Below are 21,280 nucleotides of genomic sequence, written 5' to 3' on the forward strand. Positions count from 1 at the left end.
AATCCGCGCAGGTTGCTTCCACGTTGCAACCCACGCCGATCGAGCGTCAGGCCAGCAGACCCGCAGTACGAAGCGCTGCCCGAACGTCCTCGTAATGCCACTCGTCGAGCGGAACCAGGGGAAGCCTGATGCCTCCGGGCATCAATCCCATCTCCGCCAGCGCCCACTTCACCGGAATGGGGTTCGGTTCGGCGAACAAGGCTGTGTGCAGGCCGACGAGCTTCGCATCGATTTCCGACGCGCCCTCGGAGTCACCTGCCAGGGCTGCCGCGCACATCCGAGCCATTGCTTGCGGTGCAACGTTCGCGGTCACCGAAATGTTGCCGTGGAACCCGGCCAACATGCTGGCCCTGGCCGTACCGTCGTCACCCGAATACAACGCGAATTCTCCGAGTTCGAGAGCAACCAATTCGCGGACGCGATCCAGGTCGCCTGCGGCCTCTTTCAGGCCGACGATGTTCGGGATTTCCGCGAGCCTGGAGACGGTCGACGGCAGCATGTCGCAGCCCGTACGCGAGGGCACGTTGTAGAGGTATTGAGGTATGTCGACGGCTTCTGCGACCGCACGGAAGTGTCGGTACAGGCCCTCTTGCGGGGGCTTGTTGTAGTACGGAGTGACCAGAAGCGCACCATCGGCTCCGGCAGCCTTGGCAGCCCTGGTGAGATGAATCGCCTCGGACGTCGAATTCGCGCCGGTCCCCGCAATGACCGGAATACGCCCGGCAACCACGTTGATGGTTTCTCGAATGATCTCGGTGTGCTCGGCCACCGAGAGCGTCGACGATTCGCCGGTTGTTCCAGCTGCAACGATCGCCGACGTTCCGCCACTGACCTGGCGCTCGACTAGTTCAGCGAACGATGCATGGTCGATCTCGCCGCTATCGGTCATAGGCGTGACAATTGCAACGATGCTTCCGGTGATCACAGCGTGACGCCTTCCGTCCAGAGTTCGATCTACGTCGGGAATGGTAGACGAACGCGCCGGTGCCCGGGCTTCGGCCATGTCCCCCGTGTTCGCGGCGCCGCTGGCCCGGCCGATTCCGGTCGTTGTGGTTGACTTGATTTTCAACCGAAGGGGCCCTGTGAACCAGCTCAACGTCGCAGCCACAACGCGGCCGCTCGAAAGCCCGATGGTCGTGTGGACCGAGAACGGGCAGGAACGCTCGGCGCGGTGGCGTTCGGAGAACAACGCTCCGCCGCCCAAGGCCATCCATATCATCGGCGACGACATCACCGCTGACGTTGCGTACAAACGCGCGTCGATCGGTGAGTCTTTACTGTGGCGTGGCGATTTCAACAATGCACGCCAATTGCTGAAGGCGATCACCCGCAGGGCCGAGCCCCGGGCACGACGGCCGTCGTCTACTCCGGCAGAAGACTTTCATCTCCACCGCCAGGATCAGGCTCGGCGGGCGCGCACTCTCGGAATGCTGCTGGTCGAGCTCGATCCGAACTACGTTTTGGACTACGGCAGAGCCCCCGATGTCGCACTCGCAGCCCGTGAGGTCTACGGCGAGGCCTCGACGCCCTCGCTGTTGTCTCTTCGAGAACTGCTCAGTCTCATCGGCGCACACGAATGGCGACGCAAGGGTGTTCGCATTCCCGCGCTGGACGCCACCATCGAGCCACACTTCGGCGTCTTCTCGCCGCTGCGTGGCGAATACGTGCAGCTGGTAGCAGACACTCCCTTTCCCGGCGGAACGACCACGGCCTTCGACATCGGTACCGGCACAGGAGTTTTGGCTGCAGTCCTGGCACGGCGCGGTGTCACCGACATCGTCGCGACGGATCGGGACCCTCGGGCGGTTGCGTGCGCCACATCCAATCTCGAGCGACTGGGTTTCGCCGACAGCGTCGATGTGCAGCTCACCGACATCTTTCCTGCCGGACGCGCATCGCTCGTAGTGTGCAATCCGCCGTGGATCCCAACAAAGCCGACCTCGGGGATAGAACACGCGATCTACGACCCGGGAAGCCGCATGCTGCGGGCTTTCCTGGATCGATTGCCCAAGCATCTCGAACCCGGCGGCGAGGCCTGGCTGGTGATCTCCGATCTGGCCGAACTCCTCGGGCTCGCGACACGCGAGGATCTCCTCTCGGCAATCGACCGCGCCGGCCTGGACGTACTCGGCAGAGCGGACACCGCGCCGACGCATTCCCGTGCACGCGACACCGACGATCTCTTCCACGCCGCCCGGTCACGCGAGACGACCTCGCTGTGGCGGCTGGCTGCGCGCTGACCGACCGACCTGGTCATCTCACCCGTGCCGCCTGCGATACTCCGCTTCGGCCCCGGGATGGAGAGGGATGGCGCCGGTCATGACGAGCGACCGGGCGTCGAGGAATTGGCTACCGATCGCCTGTCGAGGTACCAGCGAGGACGACTGATCGAGCAGCAGGCTCACCAATTCCGCCACAGTCCGATCCGGCACGTCCGGGTGGGCCAGCAGCAGGTTCGGGATTCCGACGGTCGTCACTTCCGGATGTTCGCCGTACACGTTCGCCGGCACCAGCACCGCTTCGTACGCCGTCCCGAACTCACGCCGCAAGTCTGCGACCACGGCGCCCAGATCGAGTAACCGGATCGCCATCGGCGGGTCGGCGAACGCCGGGGTCGGCAATCCCCCAGCCCACATCACGGCATCGATCTCGTTGTCGGACAACGCATGTGCCGCGGAACTCATCGACATCTGGACTTCACGGACCGCACCGGGACCGGACAGACCCGTCGCGTCGAAAATGCGCTGGGATACCAGCGTGGCGCCGGATCCCGGGGCGCCGACGCTCACCGGCCGCCCCCGCAGATCACCCACCGTCTCGATGCCCGAGTCTGCTCGCACGGCGACCTGGAAGTAGTTCTCGTACACGCACCCCACCGCCGCCAAATCTCGACTCGGGTGGCTGTAGGCGGCGTCGGCCAACGTTAGTGCCAGCTCGGCACGTCGCGAATCCAAGGCTTCCAGGTTGTCGAGGGAGCCCGCCGTCGTCAGCGGAACGACTTCCGAAGTAGCCGTCGCGGCGGCCGCGTCGGCGAGCAGGCCCGCGAACTCCCAGAAGAAGCCGCCGACCTCCCCTGATGCGAGACGGAGTTGCGGTGGAGGATCCGACGCGCAGGCAGTGCCCACCGCGGCGGCGCTCACAGCCAGCAGTCCCGCCCGCAGCGCTGCTCTGCGGGAGAGCAACGCTGCGGGCGGGACCATGTTCGTCACTGTAAGGCGTGGCAGATCACTCGAACGCTCGACCCTGCTCCCGGTCGAGGACGGTCTCGGACTTGTTCCGCAGAACGAAGATGTAGACCAGCAGCGATACTGCGATCACCACCGTCACGTAGACGATGAACCAGGTGACCTGCCCGCTGTTCTTCGCTGCCTGGTAGATCAGCGGGGCGGTGCCGCCGAATGCAGAGTTGGCGAGCGCGTAGCCGAGACCGACGCCGAGTGCGCGCACGTGAGAGGGGAACAACTCGGCTTTGACGATCGCGTTGATCGAGGTGTAGCCGGTCAGGATGATGTAACCCACGCACACCAGGGTGACCGATGCGAATACGGACGTCGCCGTCGGGAGATACGTGATGAGGAAGTAGGTGTACAGCACGCCGCCGATTCCGAAGAAGACGAGGAGTGGTTTGCGACCCACCTTGTCGCTGATCATCCCACCGATCGGTTGCAGAAGCATGAGGAAGACCAGGCCGAAGAGGTTGATCCAGGTTCCGGTCATCCCCCGGTCCTCGTACGCGGTCCTGATCATCGAGGGCGCGTTGACGCTGTAGGTGTAGAAAGCGATGGTGCCACCGGCCGTCACCAAGAAGCAGACGAGAAGTGCGCGCCAATGGTTGCTGAGAAGTTCCTTCATCGAACCGGAGGCTCGGTCGACTCCGCTGCGAACGGCGTCGAGCTGATCCTTCGTCAGCGATTCGTCCATGCTGCGCCGCAGCCAGAAGACGACCACGGCCGCGACACCGCCGATGAAGAACGCGATGCGCCAGCCGAATTCCTCCATCTGCCCGCGATCGAGGAACACCTGCATGATCAACAGGGTCACCTGCGCGAGAACATGTCCGCCGACCAGCGTCACGTACTGGAACGAAGAGAAGAAGCCGCGACGCTCACGGGTGGCGGCCTCGGACATGTAGGTCGCCGACGCACCGTACTCACCGCCAGTGGCGAAGCCCTGGACCAGACGGCTCAGAATGAGGATGACCGCCGCCCATACTCCGATGCTCTCCCGCCCCGGGGTGAGCGAGATGACCAGCGAGCACGCGGCCATCAACGAGACACTGAACGTGAGTGCAGCGCGTCGACCGTTCCTGTCCGCGTAGCGGCCGAAGAACCACGAGCCGACCGGTCGCATCAGGAAGGTGACCGCGAAGATCGCGTACACGTAGAGGGTCGAATTCTTGTCCGCCGAATCGAAGAACTGATTCTCGAAGTACGTCGCGAAGACGGTGTAGACGTACACGTCGTACCACTCGACGAGATTGCCCGACGATCCCCGCAACGTGTTGTACACGGCGCGACGAGTGGCAGCGGGAGAGGAGACAGGCGGGGTCGGGCGCGACGGATCGGCGATCGAGGTGGCCTCGTTGGCCATGGGCTGGTCCTTCCACAGAGTGCTGTTGGGCGGATTGCCATGGAGCGAAGCGGCAACCGGAGTCCCCATACTGTGACCGCAGGCACAGCCCGAAACCAAGCTGTTTCGACTTTCCTAACACTCCCTTAGGAAAGTGAGCTCTATCTTCAAGCCCGAGGGTCGACGCGCACTCACTTCGATGGTTCCGCCGGCCCGCTCGGTCAGCGCCTGGACGATCGACAAGCCGAGACCGGTGCCTTCACCGTGGGCGCTCGACGCTCGGAAGAACCGGTCGACGATTTTCGGGAGTTCGTCGGCGGGCACGCCCGGCCCGCTATCGGACACCCAGACGGTGATGTGGCCTTCGCCTGTTCGGTGGCCGATCTCGACGTCTGCACCGGCGCCTGCGTATTTCGTCGCGTTGCTGAGTAAGGCGTCGAGAATTCGAATCAGATCGTCTTCCGATATCGCGGCAAGAGTGTTCTCCTCGGGGCTTTCTACGTGCACACCGATCCCCGCCACTGTCATTGTGCTCGACCAGAATTCGACACGATCGGCAATCGTCGCGCCCACGTCGCACCCTGCTGTTTGCGTAGCGAAAGGTGTCTCAGCGGCAGCGAGGACGAGCAGATCTTCGACGACGGTAGTCAGCCGGTCGACTTCGCGTGTGGTCTTGAGGTGTGCGCCGATTGCCGAATCCGGCACTTTCATGCCCAACACATCCAATCGGATTCTCAGTGCCGCCAACGGGTTACGAAGTGCGTGGGCGGTGTCCGCCACCAGTCGGCGCTGCGCAGCCGTCGCCGCTTCGACGTCGTCTGCCATGCCGTCGAACGCGCTGGATAATTCTCGGACTTCCGGCGGCCCCACGTACTCGGCGGGCTTCGGCATGCGGGAATCTGCAGTCGGCAGCTGATCGTGGAACCTGTCGCCGAACGAATGCACACGCGAGGACAATGCGGTCAATGGGCGAACGACCCAGCGCGACAAGACAGCGGCGATCACCGCGACGGTAGCTAGAATCAGCAGAGCGCCGAAGGCGATGGCTACCCACGCCACAGCGACGTCCCTGCGTACGGCATCGGTGGACGCGGCGATCACTACGGCGCCGTCGACCTGCGTGCCCCCGCCGACCGGAGCGGCAATCAACACCGAGGACCGAGACCATGGCGTCACACTCGACGGGAGGTATCCACGTTGGTTCCGCAACGCTCCTGCCACCGCCTGCTGCACGTCGGCGCGCTCGATGTCCACGCCCGCCAGTGCACGCGGTTCTCCGGTGCGATCGACGATGACGATCCCCTCGTCGTACAGACTGTTGTAGCGCTGTACAGACTCTCGGAGCCGAGGTACGCCGGATGCGCCCTCTCGTGAACTGAGTTCGGCGAAGAACGTTGCTGCAGCGGCTCGGTTCTCTCCGAATCGTTGCGCGCGTTCGCGGCCTACCAGCAACCCAAGGGGCACCGACAGTGCGAGGACGACGACGGTGGAATAGATCATCAGCACCACCAGGACACGGCGCCGCATCTCACGTGTCCCAGCGGTAGCCGAAGCCGCGGATGGTGACGATGGTGCCGGGTCGCCCGAGCTTGGAACGCAACGCCGTCATGTGCACGTCGAGTGTCCGCGAAATCGCGACATAGGCGTCACCCCAGATGGCATCCATCAACTGCTCCCGGCTGACCGCTTCACCGCGTCGCGTCACAAGATGAGCGAGGAGTTCGAACTCCTTGGTCGTCAGCGCAATATCCCGTCCGTCGACTTCCGCACTCCGGCCGACGAGATCGACGACGATGTCGCCGATAACCAGACCGTCGGTGGCAGGTTCGCTCGACGCGCTTCGACGCCGCGCCGCAACCTGTAGACGTGCGTGCAATTCCCCCAACCGAGCAGGTTTGACCACATAATCGTCGGCGCCACCGCGAAGGGCTCGAACTACCGAGCGTTCGTCGTCACGCGCAGTCAGCACCACCACCGGGACCGAACTCAATGTCCGAAGCTTGCGGAGAACCTCCAGGCCGTCCATATCCGGCAGACCGAGATCGAGCAGTACGACATCCATATAGTGGTAGCCGAGCAGCAGGTCGGCGCCGCGGCGCATGCGGACAGGCGCGTGCCCGACCTCGGTCAGCGCGTCGAACAGCGCGTCACCGACTCCGTCGTCGTCCTCCACCACCGCAATGCGCATTCACGCCAACATAGGCCAGCACGGCAGTCCGTTCGCCAGCGCCTCCTTCGAAACGGTGACAGAGAAAATGGAGAGCCAGTTCCTCGGTCCGTCACTCGACATGCGCTTACCGATCGGCACCAGCGAAACCTGTGTCGAGTAAAACAGTTCGGCCACAGGTCGATTCGCACAGTGTGACCGGCGAGTCTTGACGTTCGCAACGTGCTGGTCGAGGACATGTTCTTCGGAGTGCGAGAAGCCGGAATTCGCGGTCGGCCCGAATCGCACGGACATAGTGCACTCGCGCTTCAGTAGTCCAAAGTCGGCCATGTTTCAGTTTTTTTCAGAAACTCGGGCTATTTGCCCGTTTACGCCTTGAATAGCAACCCCGAGTGTGGTTCATTAGTGAACAGAAGAACGAATGTGATCGAAGTCACATTCAAACGGCCGTCGGGGGTCGACTCTGGGAGGGGTCAGTGTGCGCTGCCGACTGTGCAATTCCGACCGCATGCGTAGCATTTTAGATCTTGGCGCTACGCCGCCGTGCGAACTCTTCCTCACAGAGTCGGGCCTGGACATGCCCGAAATTACGTACCCGTTACATCTGCGGTTGTGCGAAGACTGTCTACTGCTGCAGATCCCGGCCTTGATAACTCCGGAGGCCACATTCACCGATTACGCTTACTATTCATCGTTTTCGGATTCCTGGGTCGAACACGCCCGTCAGTTCGTCGTCTCCTCGGTCTCCCGCCTCCACCTGGACAGTGCATCCCTGATCGTGGAGGTCGCCAGTAACGACGGGTACCTGTTGCAACACTGCAACGACACCGGTATCCGCTGTCTTGGAATCGAGCCGTCGCACAACGTGAGCGAAGCTGCTCGTGAACGTGGAGTACCCACTCTCACAGCATTTCTCGACGAAGACCTCGCGGGTCATGTCCGAGCCGAGTACGGACCGGCCGACCTGGTGGTCGCCAACAACGTCTACGCCCACATTCCCGATCTGCTCGGCTTCACACGCGCACTTCGCACCCTGCTAGCCGACGATGGTTGGTTGAGCATCGAGGTTCACCACGCCTTGAATCTCGTCGGAAAAGCACAGTTCGACACCGTTTACCATGAGCACTTCCAGTACTACACAGTGTTGTCCGCCTCCCGGGCACTCGCGACGGCGGGCCTTGCGGTCGTCGACGTGGAGCTGCTCGACACTCACGGCGGATCGATTCGGGTGTGGGCACGTCCCGATGCTGCTCGGGGAATACCGACCCCACGCGTCGCCGAGGTACTGAAGCAGGAGGAGTCGGCGGGATTGCACGATGTCGGTGGTTACGCCGCACTGGAACCGCGGGCTCGCGCGGTGCGGCAGGAGATACTCCAGTTCCTGCTCGAGTGCCGTACCGAGAACAAAACCGTCGTGGGCTACGGCGCTCCAGGTAAGGGAAACACCCTTCTGAACTACTGCGGGATCCGCCCGGATCTACTCGAGTACACAGTGGACCGCAACCCATACAAACACGGACGCTTCACGCCCGGCACCCGAATACCGATTCTCGATCCGAGGATGATCCGAAAGGATCGACCCGACGTCGTGCTCGCGCTTCCCTGGAATCTCGAAGTCGAATTGACCGAACAACTGCGCTTCATCACGGAGTGGGGCGGGGAGTTGGTTTTTCCGCTCCCCTCACTGCATCGCGCTTCATTCGAATCTCCCACCGAGTCAAGGAGTCTGACGTAATGAAGGTAGTCCTGTTCTGCGGTGGGTACGGCATGCGTATGCGCAATGATCGCAATGACACAATTCCCAAACCGATGCAGATGGTGGGGCCACGACCCCTTCTCTGGCACGTGATGCACTATTACGCCCATTTCGGACACACCGAGTTCATCCTGTGTCTCGGCTATGGTGCGGATGCGATAAAGAGCTTCTTCCTCGACTATCGTGAAGCAGAATCGAACGATTTCGTGATGCATGGCAACAGGATCGAGCTGTTGCACTCCGACATCGCCGACTGGTCCATCACTTTCGTCGATACCGGCTTGGAATCGGCTATAGGCGAACGCCTCCGCCGTGTCAGGGAGCACCTCGGTGGAGACAAGTGCTTTCTTGCAAACTATGCGGACGTCCTTACCGACGCTCCCCTGGACGATGTCATCGCGCAGTTCCACGAGTCCGGTGCCGCCGCGTCGATGCTCGTCGTCCCGCCGCAGTCCTCGTTTCACTGCGTACACGTAGCAGAAAACGGCGAGGTGAAAGAGATCATTCCGGTCGGCCAACTACCTGTCTGGGAAAACGGCGGATACTTCGTCCTGACCGATGAGATCTTCGACTTTCTCCCACCTGGTGGTGACCTGGTTGCGGACGTATGCGGAACACTTGCGGGAGAAGGCCGCCTGTTCGGATACCGACACGGCGGATTCTGGAAGCCTGCGGACACCTTCAAGGAACGCGCCGAACTGGACGCCAACTACTCCAAAGGTATTCATCCGTGGATGGTGTGGGATCACCCGTTGCCGGTGCCGAGCTCATGATCGAGTTGCGCACGTCCGAGCTCAGCGAAGTGGCGGTGCTCGGCGCGCATTGCGACGACATTGCAATCGGGCTCGGTGGAACCCTGCTCATGCTGGCGTCCACCAACCCCGGACTCCGCGTCCACGCTTTCGTTCTGTCCGGCAGTGATTCTCGTCGCGAAATCGAGGAACGGCACGCATTGGCCGCCTTGTGTCCAGGAGCCGACCTGGAGTTCACCATTCTCGACATTCCCGATGGCCACGCTCCCGCGTACTGGGACCCGATCAAGTCCGGGCTCGAAGGGTTTCGACGATCCTGCGAGCCTGACGTGGTGTTCACCCCACACCGAGGCGACGCGCACCAGGATCACCGACTCCTGGCCGAACTGGCACCGACAGTGTTCCGTGACCATCTGGTGCTGGGGTACGAAATCCTCAAGTGGGAGGCCGATACCCCACAACCGACGATCTTCCATCCCCTCACACGCACGGCGGCTGAGGAGAAGGCGCGATTGCTCATGAAGCACTATCCATCACAGACTTTCCACGACTGGTTCGACGAGGAAGCGTTTCTCGGGCTCTCCCGGTTGCGGGGAGTGCAGTGCCGGCAAATCCACGCGGAGGCGTTCACAGTCGAGAAGGCCACCATCCGATTCGGAAGGAACTGACATGCGCGTACTCGTCACAGGCCATCGCGGCTACATCGGGTCGATCATGATTCCCCTCCTGCGTGCCGCCGGCCACGACGTCGTCGGACTCGATTCAGGGTTGTTCGCTTTGTGTCTACTCGGGCCGCCGCCCGACAGCCCCCCGGAATTCGACGTCGACATCCGTGACGTCACCGAGGCCCATCTGCAAGGAATCGACGCGGTGATCCACCTCGCGGCATTGTCGAACGACCCACTCGGGTCGCTTGCCCCCCAGATCACCCATGACATCAATCATCACGCGTCGGTCCGGTTGGCCCACCTCGCGAAGGAGGCAGGCGTCCGGCGATTTCTGTATGCCTCGACCTGCTCGGTGTATGGCTCGGCGGGTGCTGACCTGGTAAAGGAGGACGCTCCACTCCGCCCCTTGACTCCCTATGCGGAGAGCAAGGTTCGCGTCGAGGACGACGTCGCAGCCATCGCGGACTCGGGGTTCTCACCCGTGTTCTTACGAAACGCCACAGCGTTCGGATTCTCGCCGTGTCTACGCGCCGACATCGTGCTCAACAATCTCGTCGGAAGGGCGGTGTTGACCGGCACCGTCCGAGTGCTGTCGGACGGAACACCGTGGCGACCGCTGGTGCATGTGCAGGACATCGCGTCCGCGTTCATGTGTGCCCTTGCGGCACCGATCGACAAAATTCACTGTGCCGCATACAACGTCGGCACCGAGGTCAACAACATGACGGTGGAACAGATTGCGAGAGCCGCGGCGGCCGCGGTACCCGGATCCACGGTCCTTGTCACAGGCGATACCGGACCTGACCCGAGGTCCTACCGGGTGGACTTCTCCGCAATCCGCTCCGCCTTCGACGAATACGACCCCCAGTGGACCGTAGCGAACGGTGCCGCGGAACTGTACGAGAATTACACGCGCTGGGGACTCACCGAATACCTGTTCTCGGAACGATTCACCCGCCTGGTGCATCTCGAAAAACTTTTGGCTGCAGGCGTTCTCGACGCATCGCTCCGGGTTCAGTTGATCGGTGCGGGTTGTGAATGACATGCGGGGCCGCCGACGTTTACACCGACTCCATGAGCTGGGACCAACTGCCCGCAGAAGCATCCCGCGTGCTGATATGCGTTACCGGCAACGGCCAGGGAATCGCGAGCTCGGAATCGGCGTATGCCACCGCTATGTCTTCCCGGGGGTCATGCTTCCGATCGATCCGATAGCAGACATCGGCGGTCGGGGTCAGCGCCTGGAAACCGTGCAGAAACCCCGAGGGAACGTAGAGAAGCGCGAACGCTACATCGTCGAGAGTGAAAGCCTGCTGCATACCGAAAGTCGGCGATTCCCTTCTGATGTCGACCAGCACGTCGAATACTGTTCCGTGCGCGCATCGTACGAGTTTGGCCTCTCCGCGTCCCGACCGTCCGTGCATTCCGCGAACCACGCCCCGATTCGATCTCGACTGCGAATCCTCGATGAAGTCGTCGGCGCGCGTCGGCACTCGCCGATCTCGTTGATACTTCGAGAGTTCCGAGTCGAACAGACGCGATTCGAAGGTCCGGGTGAACAATCCACGCTCGTCCCTGAATGGTTCAGGGGTGAACAGCAACACGTCCGCGAGTTCAACAGTTTCGACACGCATGTCGTCATTCTGCCGCATTTCAGCAGGCGAAACAGGCAGATCCGGCCCGTTCGGACATCGAAAGTGTGACGCAATGGTCTGCAGAGGCTGCTCGTGCACCGAAACCGACCGCGTACTCGACCTCGGACGGGTGCCGGCTACGGATTGCTTTCCGCTCGCATCCACTCCGATCTCATCGGAGGAATCGGTACATCCGCTCGCGATGGCGCTGTGCCGGGCCTGCGGTCTCGCGCAGCTTGCAGACGACGACACCACAGCTGACGAACCACGCGGTGTCGAACCGCAAGCTTTGAAGGATCAGGCCGCCCAAGCCGTTCGACTCGTCAGCGAAGCGGGCGCTCTCACCGGCGATACGGTCATCGAATTCGGCAGCCCGCACGGCGGAAGCTGGCTCCCCTTGCTCGCCGAGCGGGGTCTTCGGTCACCGGTGCACACCACCAAAGCTGCGGTGGTAGTCGACTGTTTCGGAGCGATGCACGAACCAGACCAGCGTGCGGCCTTCCGACAGCGGGCCGCAGCCACAGCCGACGATGGTGTGCTTCTGATCCAGTTCCATTCTCTACGCGCGATCGTCGGCGGCGGACAGTGGAATGCACTGCGCCACGGTCACTTCGCGTACTACTCCCTGACCGTCCTGAGCCGTCTGCTCGAGGACGTCGGAATGTTTGTCACGGCCGTATGGGAGTTCGATCTGTACGGGGGCACCGTTTTGGTGGCGGCCCGCCACCGGCCTGACGGACCGCTGTCGGCCGACGTTCGTTGCATACTCACCGCCGAACACACTGTAGGTCTCGCCGACCCTGTTGTGCTTCGTTCCCTGCAGCGCGCTGCGAACGAGCAAACTGCCGCGCTGCACGAGTGGCTGACGCTGATGGCACGTCGGAATCTACGCATCTTCGCGTACGGAGCCGCGTCTCGCGCCGTGCCGTTGTTCGCCAAAGCCGGTGTCGATCGCACCCTCGTCACCGCCGTCGCCGACGTCTCGCACGCCAAGCAAACGCGACGGATGCCTGGCACCGATGTGCCGATCATCTCCCCCGAGCAGCTGGTCGAAGCTCGCCCGGACCACGTTCTGCTCACCCTGCCCGAACTCCTCCCCGAGGTGCAACGTCGAATTCCGGCACTCACCGGTCGATGGATGGTCCCCCCGACGCACGCAGTCGGAGATGGATTCGATGCATACCGTACGACCGGTGTCCGAATGGCGGTGGAATCATGACCACAGCGTCCCGCCGGACAGCGCTCGGTGCACCTGTTTCCCATGCCCGGACCGTTGCGACCTCCCCAGCCCACCGGGCCACCGGCATCGTCCCGATTGCCTCGGGCACACCCAGCCGACTGAGCAGCCGGATCGGTGCACATGTCGACCTCTACCCGCTGGCCGGTGATCTAGTCGTCCTCTTCTTGGTCTGTTCGCTCGTTCGGATCGATTACCCCGTGCCGGCAGCTGTGGTGCTGGTGTCGGCCATGGCAGTGATGGGCGAGTACCGCACACACCTGACGCTGTCGGTTCTCGACGTCCTGCCGCGGACCGCGATGGCCAGTGTATTGGCGGCCGTATGCACTCAATTGGTGTTGGCGTCACGGACCGAGCTGACGGACGCGATAATGGTGACCGCCCTCGTGCTTGCTGCGGTGATACTTTCGCGAAACCTCACCTATGGAGCAGAACGATTCCTCAGGAGGAAGCTCAATCGTAGACACCGCACGGTGATAGTAGGCAGCGGTTCGATCAGTTCCATGCTTGCGGACAACATGGTTGCGGAGCGCTCCTGCGGACTGGAGCTGATCGGGGTACTCGACGACTCTCCACACATCATGACCGACAAGCGATCGGTGCCGGTCCTCCCCTTGCGTGGCAACCTCTGCAGGTTCCTCACCACCGAACACGTAGAGGCGGTCGTACTCGCGTTTTCCACGATCCGTGACAGCGATATGTTGAGCATTCTGCGGACGTGCGATCGTATCGACTGCGACATCTTCGTCGTGCCCCGGTTGTGGGAGATGACAGCAGTATCCGGTGACATGGACCGCATCGGCGCGATCCCATTGACCAAAGTTCGCAGAGCAGCGCATCGGTCACCGACATGGGGCGTGAAGCTGTGGACGAGTCGTGTACTGAGCGCAGCGCTGCTTTTGTTGTTGTCGCCGCTGCTCCTCGCCACCGCTGCCGCAGTCTATTTCTCCGACCGTTCGGCACCGATCTTGTTCCGACAGGAACGTATCGGTCTGGATGACCGCGAGTTCGAGCTACTCAAATTTCGCACGATGAAACCAACGAACGAGGATGAGTCGGCGACGAACTGGTGCATTGCCCACGACCCGCGCGTCGGGCGCCTCGGTCGGATCATGCGAGCGACCTCGCTCGACGAATTGCCCCAGTTGTGGAATGTCGTCCGCGGCGACATGACTCTGGTCGGACCACGACCGGAACGTCCGTATTTCGTCGCAAAGTTCTGTGGAACCATCCCCAACTATTCGGCCCGCCATCGGGTACCAGCCGGACTGACGGGGTGGGCCGCTGTGAACGGGTTCCGCGGAGATACATCCATCGAGGAGCGCGCTCGCTACGACAACTACTACATCGAAAACTGGGGACTGTGGTTGGACGTCAAGATCATGCTCCGGACGTTGTCCGCGGTCCTGATGATGAAAGGTCGATAATGCATCGACGGAGCGCGATCGACTCACACACCGACTGCGGGGTGACGCGATACGAGGGCGTTGGTTCGCACCACCACCCGCGCGAAAGCGGCTCGCAACAAACGCACGTCACCCGCCATTACGTCGGCACCGGTTACGAATTCGGGGTATTCGCGCGCGATGCGATGATGAAATCGCAGCAAATCCGACAACTTGCTGTAGGTCGAGGTTTGGCTACACAGATTGAACCTCGAGTCGCGCCACGCCGCGAGACGTTCCGAAATCCCGAAGAACATGCCGTACACACAGACTCGCGCAAACAGGTCCACATCCATGGGAAACACAAGGTCTCCGCGAAATCCACCTACACTGTCGAAGTCCTCTCGCCGGAACATCGCAGCAGCTGTAGGACCGAAGTCGGCGGGGCCTCGACGAACGATGACTCGCATGAGTGAACGCGGGGTTTGGAGCCCCTCCAGGCCCGGTACACCGAGTCCCGTTTCCTGTACTCCACCGTCCTCGTCGATCACGTCGAACCGGGCGGACGATATCGCGATTCCTTTGTCTTCCATCACGCGTACCTGTGACTCCAAAGATCCAGGGAGCAGAATATCGTCCGCGCAGACCACCTTGACCAGCCTGCCGGTGGAGAGCGCGACGGCTTTGTTCCAGTTGTCACCGATGGACAACACGACATCGTTGCGGATTACTCGCACGCGAGAATCGTCGACGGAATGCGCAATCACGCCGGTGCCGTCCCGGCTCGCGTTGTCGAGTACAACCACCTCGACATCGACATCCTGCTCGAGAATCGACCGTAAGGTCGTATCGAGGGTGCGGCCGGCATTGTATGCGGGGACGCAGACAGAGACCGAAGCAACCATTGCGCTACTCCCACTTGCCGATTGCGCATCGAGATCGTACCGAAGGATAACACGCGCCGCCGCATTCATGCATTCGAAAAGTGCGTGGCAAAAGTTTACAACGGATGTCGCACAACGACATCGAACGCCAGTGCGCCGCGGTAGAGTTCGATCATCCGGTTCCGAACGGACCGAAACTGCAGCACCCGACAACGACAGCCGTCCGATGAGACCTCACTCGTATTCCGCGCAGACCTCGAGAATTCTCCGGCTCCACATGACTGGATCGGAGTGGAACTCGGCGGTTCCCGGTGGATTGAATCGATATTTCACCGACTTGTACTGCGCACTGGATCGACGCTCCGACATCGAGGTCTCTGCGGTGGCGTTCGGTAGCCCCGCACGAGGAGGGCGGTCATGGGGCAGCGTCGGCGGATCGACACTGCGCCGCTGCTCGGCAGCTTTTCTGGACCGCACGGCGCTACCCCGTCGTGCTGTCATCGATCGACACTTCTGCCTCTATGGGCGCGCGGTGAAGACGTACCCCGGCAATCATCGGCTCGTGGTGCATTTTCACGGCCCTTGGGCAGACGAAAGCCGAATGGTGGGTTCGACGGAGACCGCGGCGCGGGCCAAGTACATGATCGAGCGGGTTCGATACGCCGGAGCCGACCGAGTGGTCGTGCTGTCCAACCACTTCCGGCAACTGCTCGTCGAGCACTATGGTGTACCAACAGGCGACATCAGTGTTATTCCACCCGGTGTCGATCTCGACCGCTTTCGCTCGACCGACCGAGAGAATCCCGCACCGACGGTGCTGTGCGTCCGACGCCTGGAGCGCAGGATGGGAATCCATGTGCTCATCCGGGCCTGGCGATCGGTCGTGACGGCACACCCCGATGCTCGCCTCGTCATCGTCGGTACCGGCACTCAGGAATTCGCGTTACGCTCCCAAGCCACGGAATCCGGTTGTGGGAATTCGATTTCGTTCGAAGGCCATGCCACCGACGAACGACTGACCCGGTTGTACGAGCAAGCAGCCCTGACCGTCATCCCCTCGGTCGCGTTGGAGGGGTTCGGTCTCTTCGCACTGGAATCCTTGGCCTCCGGTCGCGCCCCGATCGTGACCGAGTGCGGTGGCCTTCCCGATTCGGTCAGAGCACTCGACGCCTCCCTGATCGTTCCCGCCTCAGACGCGGAAGCGCTCGGAGATCGAATCGTTCGTGGTTTGAACGGTCAGGTTCCCGGACCACAGCAGTGTCGGGCCCAGGCGGAGTCGTTCTCGTGGGAATCGAGCTCTGCGCGCCACATTTCGATGTACAAGGAACTGAGCTCATGACCAAGGTCCTTTTCGTCACCCACACTGCCGCGCCGTCCGGTGCAGAGTTGGCCACACTTCGCTTGGCAATTTCGCTGCACGACATCGACGTCGGTGCAGTGTTCACCGAAGACGGACCGATGGTCGCGCGCATGCGTGCCCAGGGAATCGACACTCGTGTCCTGCGCAACACGTTCGACAGCCGCTCGATCACAATCGCGAATCGGACACCTCTTCGCCTCGTTGCCGGCTTTGTCGGTCTCGCCAAAGTGGGCTGGGGGGTCGGCGCAGCCGCCAGGGATTTCGGGGCGACCGTCTTGGTTGCGGAGAGCACCAAAGCACTGGTAGTCGCTGCCGTCGCGGCCCGACGTGCGCACATACCGCTTGTCTGGCACGTGCACGATCGGATTTCCGTTGCGTACTTCGGGCGCATGCTGTCCGTCCTCATTCGGGTATTCGGATGGGTGGTCAGCCGCGGATATATTGCCAACAGCAGATCCACGATGAGTCTGCTCTTCACCTGGCGCAGAAAATCGCTCGTCGCCTACCCCGGCGTGCTTCTCGACGATCTCGACGATCGAGAAAGTCAACGCAACCCGACAGAAACGATCATCGCCGTGGTGGGCCGCCTGACACCGTGGAAGGGTCAGGACCTCTTCCTGCGCGCACTTGCCGATGTGAAAGTGCGTCCTAGACACGTCTACCTCGTCGGGGGCACCTTCTTCGGCGAGGAGGCATTCCGTGACGAACTCAGGCGCCTTACTACGAAACTCGACCTGCCCGTTACGTTCACCGGGCACGTCGACCACCCTGGTGAGTTCATGGGACGCGCCGACATTCTGGTCCACTGTTCGGTCGTGGCAGAGCCATTCGGGCAAGTCGTGGTGGAAGGCATGCACGCCGGCTGCGCGGTCATCGCTACGCAACCGGGGGGTACTACCGAAATCGTCGACTCCGGCGTGAACGGGTTGTTGGTCGATGGTGGTGATCAGCAACAACTCACCGATGCTCTGAACGCCTTGATCGGAGACCGTGAACTACGTCAGCGACTGACCGTCGCAGGGCAACTGCGTGCCGAACAGTTCGACGTCTGCGTCTCTGCTCGCGCAGTGGGACTGTTCCTCGAGGACATCGCTTCGCCCGTGGCGTCATGAGAGGGGCAGGGATGCGCGAGGATCGGACCCTGACCCGCGTTGTTGCAATCGTGCGCGACATCAGTTTCGTCAGCTTCGGGAAGTACGGCCAATATCTCGTCACGGTCGTGACTCTCCCCCTGGCTGCGAGACTGCTCGGCACCGAAGGGCTCGGCTTGCTGGCAATCGGCATGGCGTCCTACTTCATCGGTTCCATGCTCGTCGATCTGGGCATCACGACATTTCTTGCCGCAATGATGAACAGCGCAAACGTCAATCAGCTTCGGGGTAGCTATCTGGCAATCCGAGTGGGCACCCTCGGAGCTATCGGACTCGGCCTGATCACGAGCATGGTGATCGGCGTCGACATCCACGTTCACATGGTCTTGCTCGGAATGTTCGCCGGTGGGTTCTGGTCCATGTCGGAAGACTGGGTTCTGATCGGGCAGGGTCGGTTCGGCGCCTCCATGGCTTACCAGGGCGTGGGACGACTCGGGTACCTCGTTCTACTGGTGATCTTCCTGCCGCGACTCCCCTCTGCATCGATCGCAATCCTGTGCCTCCTTGCCTCATCCACCCTTACTGTGTCGCTGACCTGGCGAGACTCCTTCAAGAAGTTCGGTCGTCCGGAGCGTCCGCGTCAGGTCAAGAAGATTCTCAGAATTGGCGCACCGGTTCTCACGTCGCGATTGCTGGTGACGAGCTACGGACAGGGGGCTGCGGCGGTGTATTCGTCCGTACTCGCCGCGTCTTCGCTCGGACTCTTCGCGGCCGGGGACAGGCTCGTACGCGCAGTCCAGTCGTTGCTCGATCCGATCGGCTTCGCGATGCTTCCGCGGATGGCACGCAACAGCCAAGACACTCTGTTCTGGCGACGCGCAGTCCAAGCACTACTTGCGTGCGTATGTGCAGCAGCCCTGGCGACTGCCGCATTATGGATCGCCGCACCGACGCTGATCGACATGGTCTTCGGCAGCGCCTTCGCCGACGCTGTCCCGCTGCTGCGGGCCGAAGTACTCATTCTCCCCGCGACCGCTGTGTCCTCATTCATCACCACCGCCATACTGCCGGTGCGACAAGACACTTCCGGTGTACTGATCGGCGCAATCATCGGAACCTCCGTAGCCGCTGTCGCGCTGTATTTCGCGTTTCGAACACACTCGGTCTGGGCGCTGGTCTACGGCACGTTGTGCTGCGAATTTCTCGTCGCGTGCTGGTATCTCCTGAGGTTGAGGAGGCTCGTCGTGCGTGACAGGAGTGCGCGGAGAACCGGGCCAGATTTGGTCCACAGCTCCGTTCTCGAGGAGCATCTCCGATGAAAATCCTGTATGTCGGTGACGACTGGGTCGGGAGCAATGCGCGTTCTCTTGCCAACGGCTTTCGCCAGGCAGGCCATGAAGTCATCATGATCGACTCGACGCCGGTGACACTTCCAAGGCGATTGTCGCCACCCTGGATCTACTCGAAGATCAAGCATCGACGCGCATCGTGGAGCGTCGATGCAGTTCACTCCCTGATCGACGACATCGCTGACGAATTCCGGCCGGACATGGTCTTCGGCTTCAAGGCGATCCATCTGGACCAGCAACGACTTCTCGATATTCCGGCCAGACTGCACGTCCATTACAGTCCTGACGACGTTTTCAACCAGTGCAACACCACTCCCGGTTACCTCGAGTTCGAGGGCGAGTGGGACCTCATCGTCACGACCAAACGTTACAACGCACCCGAGTTGCTCGAACGCGGTGCGCGGGCAGTGAAATTCGTCATGAGCGCTTACGACCCGGCGTGGCACCACCTCGCCGCGCGCCATGACCGGCGGCGGTACCTGATCGGCTTCATCGGCACATGCCGTCCCGATCGTCGCGATCACGTTGTTTCGCTCGCGCGACAGTACGGCGCTGCGATGCTTGTCCGAGGACCGGGTTGGCGACGTGTTCCGGAGTTGCAGAGTACGCGAGCCAGAGTCGGGGGGCCGGTGTACGGCGAGGACTTCTCCTCCGAGATATCCTCCGTAACAGCTAATCTCGTACTTCTCAACTCGAACAATCGCGATACTCACACGTGTAGGACATTCGAAGTCCCGGCGTCGGGCGGCCTTTTCGTCGGTGAACGAACCGCAGAACATGCAGACCTTCTCGCGGACGGCACAGAATGCGTTCTCTTCTCGAACCAGGACGAGCTGAGGGCCATCGTGGACATGTGCGAAAAATGGCCTGACCGAGCGCACAAGATCGCCGAATCGGGTTACCGGCGCATCGTGGGGGGCAGTCACCGATATGTGGATCGCGCCCGGGAGATAGTCGATGCGATCGGGTAGCGCTAGTACTTTGGGCAGCGACTGGAGCTTCGACAGCGCCCGAAAGTCGGGGCCCCAGCGATGAACGATGCCGTATACGACGTACTGCTCATAGCCGGAGCGCTGACGACGATCACGGTAGCTGCGATGTGGATCAAGGGAATCGTCCGTGTCTTTCTCATCGCACAAGCTGTGTATTGGAGCTTGTCCTACGTCGTGCGACCGATCGTTCTCTTGTGGGTGCAACCCCAGCCGACGTACGGCGATAGTGTGGCCGACCCGCGGTTGTCCACGATCGGGTACGACCATGGGATTTCGTCGGTCCTTCAACCAGTGGTGTTCGGATTGTGGACGTACGCGACCGTTGTTGTCGGATACACATTCTGGATTCGACGACGGTCGGGTAGCAACCGGAACACAGTCGCTCGGCCGCGATCCCTCGCGGATAAAAATTTCATCCCTACCCTCTGGACAGTATTCGGGATCGGGATGGTCGGACGCGCGCTCCTCTACGCAACCGGTTCGAGCGCCTCAGCCGGGCAGACACAAAGTTCGAGCCCAATCCTGAGTTTCATCACGCTGATGGCAGTCATCGGCACCCTGGGCCTGATCGTCTTCCTCCGCTTCGACGATCCCAGGATGACTTTTGCAGTTATCGGATGTCTGACGGTCATGGAGCTACTGTGGACTGTCGCAGTCGAATCGAAGACACCGATCATGGGTGCCGCCCTGGCGATCGCAGTTCGGTTCGCGCTCACTGGGTGGACGAGGGTCAAGCTTGCTGCGATCGCAGCGATTTCGGTTGTGGGAATCGCTGCCTTCGGCTGGCTTCAATCCTTCAAAGCATCTGATGTGGCGAAATCACAATCCGCGGTCCTGGATGCAAGCTATCCACCGATCTTGCAGCCGTTTCTGAGTATTCTGCGCCGATTCGACCTCTTGGAGGCAGCGACGGACAGCTACTACATGGGCGGCCGTCCATGGCTCACCATGACAGAAGTCGCCCACAATGTGATCTTCAGTTTCGTGCCCGAACAGCTGGTCGGGGGAAACAAGTTTCATGCCGGAACCGCGTGGGCGAACGAGGTTCGTGGCGCGTCCGTCGATATGACGAACGTGTCGGTCTCGCTCGCCGAGGGAAACATCAACGAGGGATTCGTCCTCGGCGGATACCCGGGGGTGGTTGTGGGCGTAATCCTCACGTTCGTCTTGCTGCTGAGTTGTGTGTGGGCGCTGCAGACCCGACACATATTTCTCATCTCCCTGGGTCTGTTGATGATCGAAGTTCCGGTCTTCTTCGAACGAGGAATTTTCGGCAGCGCGGAACTGCTCGGGAAGTCGGTCCAAGCAGCGGTGTTGGTCTGGATCGTTTATCTAGCAGTCGGGGAAGTTCGAAGACGTCCTGAGCGATTTTCGACCGACCACTCGTCGTATTCGGGTACACAGCTCATCGATACGACGCGAGAGAAGGAGTAAGC

Annotated in this window: 19 protein-coding genes; 12 read left to right on the top strand and 7 right to left on the bottom strand. The window is 61.6% G+C overall.

Annotated elements, in window-relative coordinates:
* Window positions 1-46: 46 nt before the first annotated feature.
* Window positions 47-889 (bottom strand): 4-hydroxy-tetrahydrodipicolinate synthase, encoded by an 843-nt coding sequence (dapA, locus tag O1W68_RS13270; RefSeq protein ID WP_442972354.1) that lies wholly within the window; start codon window positions 887-889, stop codon window positions 47-49.
* A gap of 241 nt (window positions 890-1,130) precedes the next feature.
* Between dapA and O1W68_RS13275 the strand changes: the two genes are divergently transcribed.
* Window positions 1,131-2,240 carry a class I SAM-dependent methyltransferase gene (locus tag O1W68_RS13275; RefSeq protein ID WP_269304538.1) on the top strand — a complete coding sequence of 370 codons (1,110 nt, stop codon included), beginning with the start codon at window positions 1,131-1,133 and terminating at the stop codon, window positions 2,238-2,240.
* Between the two features lie 18 nt (window positions 2,241-2,258).
* On the opposite strand, the gene O1W68_RS13280 is transcribed toward O1W68_RS13275, so the two are convergent.
* From O1W68_RS13280 to O1W68_RS13295, 4 genes are all read right to left on the bottom strand, one after another.
* Entirely contained in the window at window positions 2,259-3,200 is a 942-nt protein-coding gene (locus O1W68_RS13280; RefSeq protein WP_269304180.1) for a TAXI family TRAP transporter solute-binding subunit, read from the bottom strand.
* Window positions 3,201-3,225: 25 nt separating this feature from the next.
* Window positions 3,226-4,590: an MFS transporter gene (locus O1W68_RS13285; RefSeq protein ID WP_269304182.1), complete on the bottom strand. Its 1,365-nt coding sequence runs from the start codon at window positions 4,588-4,590 to the stop codon at window positions 3,226-3,228.
* 114 nt (window positions 4,591-4,704) lie between these two features.
* Window positions 4,705-6,096 (bottom strand): sensor histidine kinase, encoded by a 1,392-nt coding sequence (locus O1W68_RS13290; protein ID WP_269304184.1) that lies wholly within the window; start codon window positions 6,094-6,096, stop codon window positions 4,705-4,707.
* 1 nt (window position 6,097) lies between these two features.
* Complete coding sequence (locus tag O1W68_RS13295) at window positions 6,098-6,757, bottom strand: response regulator transcription factor (RefSeq protein ID WP_269304186.1); 660 nt, start codon at window positions 6,755-6,757, stop codon at window positions 6,098-6,100.
* A 457-nt stretch (window positions 6,758-7,214) separates the two neighbouring features.
* Here O1W68_RS13295 and O1W68_RS13300 point away from each other — a divergent pair, with 457 nt between their 5' ends.
* The 4 genes from O1W68_RS13300 to O1W68_RS13315 are packed head-to-tail and all read left to right on the top strand — an operon-like array spanning window position 7,215 to window position 10,954.
* Window positions 7,215-8,471 (top strand): class I SAM-dependent methyltransferase, encoded by a 1,257-nt coding sequence (locus tag O1W68_RS13300; RefSeq protein ID WP_269304189.1) that lies wholly within the window; start codon window positions 7,215-7,217, stop codon window positions 8,469-8,471.
* Window positions 8,471-9,265 (top strand): glucose-1-phosphate cytidylyltransferase, encoded by a 795-nt coding sequence (locus O1W68_RS13305; RefSeq protein WP_269304191.1) that lies wholly within the window; start codon window positions 8,471-8,473, stop codon window positions 9,263-9,265. Before O1W68_RS13300 ends, O1W68_RS13305 begins: the two co-directional genes overlap by 1 nt.
* On the top strand, window positions 9,262-9,912 hold the full coding sequence (locus tag O1W68_RS13310) for a PIG-L deacetylase family protein (RefSeq protein ID WP_269304540.1): 651 nt from the start codon (window positions 9,262-9,264) through the stop codon (window positions 9,910-9,912). Before O1W68_RS13305 ends, O1W68_RS13310 begins: the two co-directional genes overlap by 4 nt.
* A 1-nt stretch (window position 9,913) precedes the next feature.
* Entirely contained in the window at window positions 9,914-10,954 is a 1,041-nt protein-coding gene (locus O1W68_RS13315; protein WP_269304192.1) for an NAD-dependent epimerase/dehydratase family protein, read from the top strand.
* A gap of 19 nt (window positions 10,955-10,973) precedes the next feature.
* Here the strand turns inward: O1W68_RS13315 and O1W68_RS13320 are convergent, their stop codons facing one another.
* Window positions 10,974-11,546: a dTDP-4-dehydrorhamnose 3,5-epimerase family protein gene (locus tag O1W68_RS13320; protein WP_269304194.1), complete on the bottom strand. Its 573-nt coding sequence runs from the start codon at window positions 11,544-11,546 to the stop codon at window positions 10,974-10,976.
* Window positions 11,547-11,619: 73 nt separating this feature from the next.
* Here O1W68_RS13320 and O1W68_RS13325 point away from each other — a divergent pair, with 73 nt between their 5' ends.
* On the top strand, window positions 11,620-12,765 hold the full coding sequence (locus tag O1W68_RS13325) for a transferase (RefSeq protein WP_269304196.1): 1,146 nt from the start codon (window positions 11,620-11,622) through the stop codon (window positions 12,763-12,765).
* Entirely contained in the window at window positions 12,762-14,210 is a 1,449-nt protein-coding gene (locus tag O1W68_RS13330) for a sugar transferase (protein ID WP_269304198.1), read from the top strand. Before O1W68_RS13325 ends, O1W68_RS13330 begins: the two co-directional genes overlap by 4 nt.
* Window positions 14,211-14,233: 23 nt before the next feature.
* Here the strand turns inward: O1W68_RS13330 and O1W68_RS13335 are convergent, their stop codons facing one another.
* The gene (locus O1W68_RS13335) at window positions 14,234-15,073 is read right to left on the bottom strand and encodes a glycosyltransferase family 2 protein (RefSeq protein ID WP_269304200.1); all 840 of its coding nucleotides are present in this window, start codon (window positions 15,071-15,073) and stop codon (window positions 14,234-14,236) included.
* Window positions 15,074-15,329: 256 nt separating this feature from the next.
* Between O1W68_RS13335 and O1W68_RS13340 the strand changes: the two genes are divergently transcribed.
* Genes O1W68_RS13340 through O1W68_RS13360 form a run of 5 tightly spaced genes read left to right on the top strand, consistent with a single transcriptional unit; the run spans window position 15,330 to window position 21,278 of the window.
* Window positions 15,330-16,391, top strand: coding sequence for a glycosyltransferase family 4 protein (locus O1W68_RS13340; RefSeq protein ID WP_269304202.1), 1,062 nt, complete (start codon window positions 15,330-15,332; stop codon window positions 16,389-16,391).
* Window positions 16,388-17,524: a glycosyltransferase family 4 protein gene (locus O1W68_RS13345; protein ID WP_269304204.1), complete on the top strand. Its 1,137-nt coding sequence runs from the start codon at window positions 16,388-16,390 to the stop codon at window positions 17,522-17,524. The genes O1W68_RS13340 and O1W68_RS13345 overlap by 4 nt, the downstream gene beginning before the upstream one ends.
* On the top strand, window positions 17,521-18,822 hold the full coding sequence (locus O1W68_RS13350; protein ID WP_442972355.1) for a lipopolysaccharide biosynthesis protein: 1,302 nt from the start codon (window positions 17,521-17,523) through the stop codon (window positions 18,820-18,822). Before O1W68_RS13345 ends, O1W68_RS13350 begins: the two co-directional genes overlap by 4 nt.
* Window positions 18,819-19,823 carry a CgeB family protein gene (locus O1W68_RS13355; RefSeq protein WP_269304206.1) on the top strand — a complete coding sequence of 335 codons (1,005 nt, stop codon included), beginning with the start codon at window positions 18,819-18,821 and terminating at the stop codon, window positions 19,821-19,823. The genes O1W68_RS13350 and O1W68_RS13355 overlap by 4 nt, the downstream gene beginning before the upstream one ends.
* Before the next feature lie 60 nt (window positions 19,824-19,883).
* A complete protein-coding gene (locus tag O1W68_RS13360; protein WP_269304208.1) occupies window positions 19,884-21,278 on the top strand; it encodes a hypothetical protein in 1,395 nt (464 codons plus the stop codon).
* The last annotated feature ends 2 nt before the right edge of the window (window positions 21,279-21,280 follow it).

It is taken from the genome of Rhodococcus sp. H36-A4, from assembly GCF_027158005.1.
Taxonomy (GTDB): Bacteria; Actinomycetota; Actinomycetes; order Mycobacteriales; family Mycobacteriaceae; genus Rhodococcoides.